Origin of the sequence: Pseudomonas sp. NFACC46-3, from assembly GCF_900114515.1 — a bacterium.
In the GTDB taxonomy this organism is placed as follows: Bacteria; Pseudomonadota; Gammaproteobacteria; order Pseudomonadales; family Pseudomonadaceae; genus Aquipseudomonas; species Aquipseudomonas fluorescens_Q.
This window is the reverse complement of the sequence record NZ_FOTH01000016.1, coordinates 139,928-147,502: the sequence shown is the minus strand read 5'-3', so window position 1 is coordinate 147,502 and position 7,575 is coordinate 139,928. Positions and strand designations below refer to the sequence as shown.

Genomic DNA, 7,575 nt, shown 5'->3' with positions numbered 1-7,575 from the left:
GAGGAGTTGGACGGATGGGTGCGACGTAAGCTTCGGTGTGCCATCTGGCGCCAATGGAAGCAGCCCTCGACGAGGGCGCGCAACTTAATGCGCTTGGGGCTTGGCGAAGCTCGTGCCTGCAAGTCAACGTCGAATGGCCGCGGCCCATGGTGGAACTCGGGGGCGTCGCATATGAATCAGGCGCTGCCGAAGAAACTGTGGAACCAACTCGGACTGGTCTCGATACTGGACACGATCAACGGCTTATCTGCATAACCTGAACCGCCGTATACGGAACCGTACGTACGGTGGTGTGAGAGGACGGCGGATGCAAATCCGCCTCCTACTCGATCGCTTACTGAGTGGTTTATATCTTGCCCAGTAGTAGCAGGATCAACAGCACTACCAACACCACACCGATGATACCGGACGGGCCATAACCCCAACTTCTTGAGTGCGGGAAGACGGGGAGGCCACCGATCAGCAGGAGGATCAGGATAATGATAAGTATTGTGCCCATTGTAGATTTCCTTATTGGTCAGTTCTGGAGTGATACAACTTCCAACTACCAGCGCGCATGCGTTAAATCCGGGCGGCTTAATAAGTCCGACCGTTGCGCCTTGTAGAAAATTCAAAGTTTTTGTAGCGCCTACGGTTTGCCCTCGCCATTCAGCACTCTGATGGAGCGTGGGTCCGTTGAACGCCTTCGCTACACTCGGCCTATCTCTCCCGGAACAACAAGGCTGTCTGCTATGCAAAATCGCATGATGATCACTGGTGCCGGCTCTGGCCTGGGTCGCGAAATCGCGCTGCGCTGGGCCCGCGAAGGATGGCGCCTGGCCTTATCGGATGTCAGCGAACCGGGCCTCGTGGAAACCCTCAAGCTAGTGCGTGGTGCCGGTGGCGACGGCTTCATCCAGCGCTGCGATGTGCGCGACTACAGCCAATTGACTGCGTTCGCCCAGGCCTGCGAAGAGAAATTCGGCGGTATCGATATCATCGTCAACAATGCCGGCGTGGCCTCGGGCGGCTTCTTCAGCGAGCTTTCCCTGGAGGATTGGGACTGGCAGATCGCGATCAACCTCATGGGTGTGGTCAAGGGCTGCAAGGCGTTCTTGCCGCTGCTGGAAAAAAGCCGTGGCAAGATCATCAACATCGCCTCCATGGCAGCCCTGATGCAGGGCCCGGCCATGAGCAACTACAACGTGGCCAAGGCGGGTGTCGTGGCGCTGTCGGAAAGCCTGCTGGTGGAGCTGGCGCAGCAGGAAGTGGGTGTACACGTAGTGTGTCCGTCGTTCTTCCAGACCAATCTGTTGGACTCCTTCCGTGGCCCGACCCCGGCCATGAAAGCCCAGGTCGGCAAGTTGCTGGAAAGCTCACCGATCAGCGCCACGGATATTGCCGACTACATCTATCAGCAGGTCGCCCAGGGCCAGTTCATGATCCTGCCCCACGAACAGGGACGCATGGCTTGGGCCCTCAAGCAGAAGAACCCACAGTTGCTGTACGACGAAATGACCGTCATGGCTGACAAGATGCGCGCCAAGGCCCGGCAAAACCTCAATTGACCTGGGTGCCCGATGTCCTCAGGATGGCGCCATTCGGCCTTCCTGATGGACATCTGCATGCTCAATTACCTGTGGTTTTTTCTCGCCGCCCTGTTTGAGATCGCGGGCTGCTACGCCTTCTGGATGTGGTTGCGCCAGGGCAAGAGTGCCTGGTGGATCGCCCCGGCGTTGCTCAGTCTCACGTTGTTCGCCCTGTTGTTGACCCGCGTCGAAGCGACGTACGCCGGGCGCGCCTACGCCGCTTATGGCGGCCTCTATATCATTGCATCGATCGGCTGGCTGGCGGTGGTTGAGCGGGTGCGGCCACTGGGGTCCGACTGGATTGGCGTGGCACTCTGCGTCTTGGGGGCGAGTGTGATTCTATTCGGCCCGCGGTTCTCGGCCCCCTGAAATAACCGGCGGTCCGACAGGGTTTTGCAGGAAGTTTCCGTCAGTCACAAGAACTTTGCTTGTAGGGCCTTACTGAATTCTCGCGGGTGTCTTGAGAACGGGGAACAGGCCGGGCATGGTCAGGGTCCAGACATTCTTAAGGACAAGAACCATGCTTGTATTAAGCCGCGCTGTAGGTGAGTTGATTTCCATTGGTGACGATATTTCCGTCCGTGTGCTGTCGGTCAGCGGCGGCACGGTGCGTTTCGGCGTGGAAGCGCCACGGCACGTCGATGTCCATCGCTCCGAAATCTACGACAAGATCCAGAAGAAAAAGGCCCAGGCCACTCGCAAGGCCTGTTCAGTCGAATAGGTGTTTTGGCACGTCGTGCTTGAGCATCAGTTGACACTGTTCACTTTCGGGGTCGAAGACGATCAACGCCTGGCCTTTGGTCAGGGCTTGCCTGACCCGCAGAACCCGCGTTTCCAGGGGGGTGTCGTCACCATTGTCGGTGCCGTCGCGGGTCACGAAATCCTCGATCAGGCGGGTGAGCGTGTCGACTTCGAGTTGGTCGTGGGGGATGAGCATGGGGTACCTCGGCTAGACAATGGGACGATGCTACGGCCAATGGGCTTTTGCGGCTAGCCTTGGGTTTGTGGGGCCGTTCTGGCCTCATCGTGAGCAAGCTCGCTACCACAGGAATGCATTTCAAGTGTGGGAGCGAGCTTGTTCGCGATGGTAATAGCCCAGACAGTGAATGTTGGATCAGCTATCGGAGCGCTGCCCCACCAGGCTATCCACCGATGGCACCCGGGTATCGCTTTCCATCTGGGTATCGTGTTCGATCTGATGACTGAAGCGGTCCAGTGAGCCTTGGGCTGGTTGCGCGTCGCTGGCGAACACCGGCGGGCTGAGGATGTAGGCGCCGAGCAGGCGACTGAGGGCGGCCAGGCTGTCGATGTGGGTGCGTTCGTAGCCATGGGTGGCGTCGCAGCCGAAGGCGAGCAGGGCGGTACGGATGTCGTGGCCGGCGGTGATGGCCGAATGAGCGTCGCTGAAGTAGTAGCGGAACAGGTCGCGGCGTGCCGGTACCTCGTTCTCCTTGGCCAGTTTCAGCAAGTGCCGCGACAGATGATAGTCGTAGGGGCCTCCGGAGTCCTGCATCGCCACGCTGACCGAATGTTCGCTCGAGTGCTGGCCAGGGGCGACGGGCGCGATGTCGATGCCGACAAATTCGCTGACATCCCAGGGCAATGCTGCCGCTGCACCGCTGCCGGTTTCCTCGGTGATGGTGAACAGTGGGTGACAATCGATCAGCAGTTCTTCGCCGCTGTCGACAATCGCCTTGAGCGCCGCCAACAGGGCTGCGACCCCGGCTTTGTCGTCCAGGTGCCGGGCACTGATGTGGCCGCTTTCGGTAAATTCCGGCAGGGGATCGAAGGCGACGTAATCACCGATGCCCACCCCCAGGGTTTCGCAATCGGCACGCGTGGCGCAGTAGGCGTCCAGGCGCAGCTCGATGTGGTCCCAACTGATGGGCAGTTCGTCCACGGCGGTATTGAACGCGTGCCCGGACGCCATCAACGGCAGCACGCTGCCACGGATCACGCCGGTGTCGGTAAACAGGCTGACCCGGCTGCCTTCGGCAAATCGGCTGGACCAGCAACCCACCGGGGCCAGGGTCAGGCGGCCGTTGTCCTTGATGGCCCGCACTGAGGCACCGATGGTATCCAAGTGCGCCGACACGGCCCGGTCGGGGCTGCTCTTGCGCCCCTTGAGCGTGGCGCGGATTGTGCCACGGCGGGTCATTTCAAAAGCGATCCCCAGCTCTTCGAGCCGCTCGGCGACATAACGCACGATGGTGTCGGTAAAGCCGGTAGGGCTGGGAATGGCGAGCATTTCCAGCAGGACTTTCTGCAGGTATTCGAGATCCGGTTCTGGAATTTTGCTGATCATGGAAACTCCTCACGGAACATTAAGTTGAATAGGGGAACCTTGTGGCGAGGGAGCTTGCTCCCGCTGGACCGCGAGCGGTCCCCTTTGAGCTCCAGGTCAATGCACAGACCCGGAGGGCAACGGAGAAGGACCGCTTCGCAGCCCCGCGGGAGCAAGCTCCCTAGCCACAGAAGAAGGGCTAGGCCACCGCCTGGCTATGAGGAAACAACAGATCCACAAAGCGCTCGGCGGTGGGTTGTGGTTCGTGGTTGGCCAAGCCTGCGCGTTCGTTGGCTTCGATGAACACATACTCGGGTTGATCGGCCGCCGGTACCAGCAGGTCGAGGCCGACCATGGGGATGTCCAGCGCCCGTGCGGCGCGCACCGCCGCATCGACCAGGGTCGGATGCAGGATCCCGGTGACATCCTCCAGCACGCCGCCGGTATGCAGGTTCGCCGTACGCCGTACGAACAGGTGCTCCCCAGCGGGCAGCACGCTGTCGTAGTCGAACCCCGCCGCGTTGAGTGTGCGCAAGGTCTCGCCATCCATCGGGATTTTACTTTCGCCGCCCGTGGCCGCTTGGCGTCGGCGGCTCTGGGCTTCGATCAACGCGCCGATGGTGTGCCGGCCATCGCCGATCACCTCCGCCGGGCGCCGGATCGCCGCCGCCACCACTTCAAAACCGATCACCAGGATGCGCAGGTCCAGACCCTCGTGGAAACTTTCCAGCAAGACCTGGCTATCGAATTGCCGGGCCGCTTCGATGGCGCTCTGCACCTCCTCGATGGTGCGCAAATCCACCGCCACGCCTTGGCCCTGTTCGCCGTCCAGCGGCTTGACCACCACCCGTTCGTGCTCGTCGAGAAACGCCAGGTTGTCATCGGCATTGCCCGCCAACTGTTGGGCCGGCAGGTTCAGGCCGGCGCTTTTCAGCACTTTGTGGGTCAGGCTTTTGTTCTGGCACAGCGTCATGCTGATGGCGCTGGTCAGGTCGCTCAAGGATTCGCGGCATCGGACCCGGCGGCTGCCATGGACCAGGGTGAACAAGCCGGCCTCGGCATCGTCTACCTGTACGTCGATGCCTCGGCGGTGAGCTTCTTCGACAATGATGCGCGCATAAGGATTGAACTGCGCTTCGGGGCCTGGCCCCAGGAACAACGGCTGGTTGATGCCGTTCTTGCGTTTAATGGCGAAGGTCGAGAGATTGCGAAAACCGAGTTTGGCGTAGAGGTTTTTCGCCAGGCGATTGTCGTGCAACACCGACAGGTCGAGGTAACTCAAGCCACGGCTCATGAAATGCTCGATGAGGTGACGCACCAGCACTTCGCCAACACCGGGCCGCGGACATTGCGGGTCCACGGCCAGGCACCAGAGGCTGCTGCCGTTTTCCGGGTCGTTGAAGGCCTTCTGGTGATTCAGGCCCATGACGCTGCCGATCACCGCACCGGTGTCGTCATCTTCGGCCAGCCAGTAGACCGGGCCACCCTCATGGCGCGGGGTCAGGCGCAGTGGGTCGATGGGCAACATGCCCCGGGCTTGGTAGAGCTGGTTGATGGCCTGCCAGTCGGTCTCGCCTTGGGCCCGGCGAATCCGAAAGCCGCGAAACACCCGCGTGGCCTGGCGATAGTCGCTGAACCACAGGCGCAAGGTGTCGGACGGATCGAGGAACAGTTGGGCCGGTTCCAGCCCCAGCACTTGCTGGGGCGCGGCCACGTATAAGGCAATGTCCCTTTCGCCGGGTTGTTCGTTGAGCAGTTCCCGGGCCAGGCTTGCCGGGTCCGGGAAGGTGTGGCCGATCAAAAGTCGGCCCCAGCCGCAATGCACCGCGATCGGGTCGGCGCCCAATTCGCTGCCGTCTTCGGCCAGGCGTGCCTGCAGGCGTTCATAGGAGGGCGCCTGGCCGCGCAAGAGGCGTTGGTTGTGAACCGTTGCATGAGGTTTCATCGATCAGATTCCTTGCTCGCTGAGCCACAGGTTCAGCGCCGCCAGTTGCCACAGTCGTGAGCCGCGCAATGGCGTGAGCTGGCCGTTGGGGTCGGTCAGCAGGCGGTCGAGCATGGCCGGGTTGAACAGGCCGCGGTCCTGGCTCGGATCCAGCAGCAGTTCTCGAACCCAGGCCAGGGTGTTGCCTTCCAGGTGCTTGAGGCCTGGTACCGGGAAATAGCCTTTTTTGCGGTCGATTACCTCGCCGGGGATCACCCGCCGGGCGGCTTCCTTGAGTACCTGTTTGCCGCCATCGGGTAGCTTGAACTTCGCGGGGACCCTGGCCGAGAGTTCCACCAGGCGGTAGTCCAGGAAGGGCGTGCGCGCTTCCAGGCCCCAGGCCATGGTCATGTTGTCGACGCGCTTGACCGGGTCGTCCACCAGCATCACGGTGCTGTCCAGGCGCAGGGCCTTGTCTACCGCGGCATCGGCCCCGGGCTGGGCGAAATGTTCCTTGACGAAGTCGCCGGCGGCGTCGTTGGCCGTCAGCCATTTGGGCTGCACGGTGGCGGCATATTCTTCATGGCTGCGGTCGAAGAACGCGGCGCGATAGGCCGCGTACGGATCGCTGGCACCATCGACCTGCGGGTACCAATGGTAACCGGCGAACAGCTCGTCGGCGCCCTGGCCGCTTTGCACCACTTTGCAGTGCTTGGCCACTTCCCGCGACAGTAGATAGAAGGCGATGCAGTCGTGGCTGACCATCGGTTCGCTCATGGCACGGAACGCTGCCGGCAGTTGCTCGATGATCTCTTTTTCGTCGATACGCAGTTGGTGGTGGCGGGTGCCGTAGTGCTTGGCGATCAGGTCCGAATACTGGAACTCGTCACCGCGCTCGCCACCGGCATCCTGGAAACCGATAGAGAAGGTCGACAGGTCCTCTACGCCGACTTCCCGCAGCAGGCCCACGAGCATGCTTGAATCCACGCCACCGGAAAGCAGTACGCCGACATCCACGGCGGCGCGTTGGCGAATGGCGACCGCTTCACGGGTGCTGTCGAGCACGCGCTCGATCCAGTCTTCCAGGTTCAGGTGCAGTTCGTCGGCCCGTGGTCCGTAGGGCAGGGTCCACCAGGTTTTCTGCTCGGTGCTGCCGTCGGCTTCGATGCGCATCCAGGTCGCGGGCGGCAGTTTTTCAACACCCGCCAGCAAGGTGCGGGGCGCCGGGACCACCGCGTGGAAATTCAGGTAATGGTTGAGGGCCACCGGGTCGAGCATCGGGTTGATATCGCCGCCCTTGAGCAGCGCCGGCAATGCCGAGGCGAAACGTAGCCGTTGGCCGGTGCGCGACAGGTACAGCGGCTTCACGCCGAGGCGGTCGCGGGCGATGAACAGGCGCTTGGCATCGCGTTCCCAGATGGCGAAGGCGAACATGCCGTTGAGCTTGGGCAGCAGCGCTTCGCCCCAGGCGTGATAGCCCTTGAGCAGCACTTCGGTGTCGCCACCGGAATAGAAGCTGTAGCCCAGGCCTTCGAGTTCGCTGCGCAGCTCCGGGTAGTTGTAGATCGCGCCGTTGAAGGCCAGGGACAGGCCCAGCTGATTGTCGATCATCGGCTGGGCCGAGCCGTCCGACAGGTCCATGATTTTCAGGCGCCGATGGCCCAGGGCAATTGGTCCCTGGCTATGAAAACCCCAGGCGTCGGGGCCGCGAGGGGCCAGGTGATGGGTGATTCGCTCTACGGCCGCAAGGTCCGCAGGTTGTTGATCGAAACGTAACTCTCCAGCTAATCCGCACATAA

9 protein-coding genes are annotated in these 7,575 nt (G+C 61.7%); 4 read left to right on the top strand and 5 right to left on the bottom strand.

All coding sequences use genetic code 11. The annotated features are described in order from the left end of the window. Positions 1-255: group II intron maturase-specific domain-containing protein (locus tag BM300_RS31435; protein ID WP_305883299.1), on the top strand; the 255-nt coding region annotated here is incomplete at its 5' end. Positions 256-346: 91 nt separating this feature from the next. Here BM300_RS31435 and BM300_RS17425 read toward each other — a convergent pair. Then, positions 347-499 carry a DUF3309 family protein gene (locus BM300_RS17425; RefSeq protein ID WP_018606531.1) on the bottom strand — a complete coding sequence of 51 codons (153 nt, stop codon included), beginning with the start codon at positions 497-499 and terminating at the stop codon, positions 347-349. Positions 500-731: 232 nt separating this feature from the next. Between BM300_RS17425 and BM300_RS17420 the strand changes: the two genes are divergently transcribed. The 3 genes from BM300_RS17420 to csrA all read left to right on the top strand — a co-directional run bounded on the left by BM300_RS17420 (position 732) and on the right by csrA (position 2,289). Beyond that, on the top strand, positions 732-1,547 hold the full coding sequence (locus BM300_RS17420) for an SDR family oxidoreductase (protein WP_003199173.1): 816 nt from the start codon (positions 732-734) through the stop codon (positions 1,545-1,547). A 57-nt stretch (positions 1,548-1,604) separates the two neighbouring features. Further along, positions 1,605-1,937: a YnfA family protein gene (locus tag BM300_RS17415; RefSeq protein ID WP_063325143.1), complete on the top strand. Its 333-nt coding sequence runs from the start codon at positions 1,605-1,607 to the stop codon at positions 1,935-1,937. 151 nt (positions 1,938-2,088) lie between these two features. After that, on the top strand, positions 2,089-2,289 hold the full coding sequence (gene csrA, locus BM300_RS17410) for a carbon storage regulator CsrA (RefSeq protein ID WP_092144941.1): 201 nt from the start codon (positions 2,089-2,091) through the stop codon (positions 2,287-2,289). On the opposite strand, the gene BM300_RS17405 is transcribed toward csrA, so the two are convergent. The 4 genes from BM300_RS17405 to BM300_RS17390 all read right to left on the bottom strand — a co-directional run bounded on the left by BM300_RS17405 (position 2,278) and on the right by BM300_RS17390 (position 7,573). Continuing rightward, complete coding sequence (locus BM300_RS17405; protein WP_003199186.1) at positions 2,278-2,505, bottom strand: YheU family protein; 228 nt, start codon at positions 2,503-2,505, stop codon at positions 2,278-2,280. The genes csrA and BM300_RS17405 overlap by 12 nt on opposite strands. 177 nt (positions 2,506-2,682) lie before the next feature. Then, on the bottom strand, positions 2,683-3,873 hold the full coding sequence (locus tag BM300_RS17400; RefSeq protein WP_063322377.1) for an osmoprotectant NAGGN system M42 family peptidase: 1,191 nt from the start codon (positions 3,871-3,873) through the stop codon (positions 2,683-2,685). 178 nt (positions 3,874-4,051) lie between these two features. Further along, a complete protein-coding gene (gene ngg / locus BM300_RS17395) occupies positions 4,052-5,797 on the bottom strand; it encodes an N-acetylglutaminylglutamine synthetase (RefSeq protein WP_063322376.1) in 1,746 nt (581 codons plus the stop codon). Between the two features lie 3 nt (positions 5,798-5,800). Continuing rightward, positions 5,801-7,573 (bottom strand): N-acetylglutaminylglutamine amidotransferase, encoded by a 1,773-nt coding sequence (locus BM300_RS17390; protein ID WP_092144937.1) that lies wholly within the window; start codon positions 7,571-7,573, stop codon positions 5,801-5,803. Positions 7,574-7,575 lie beyond the last annotated feature (2 nt).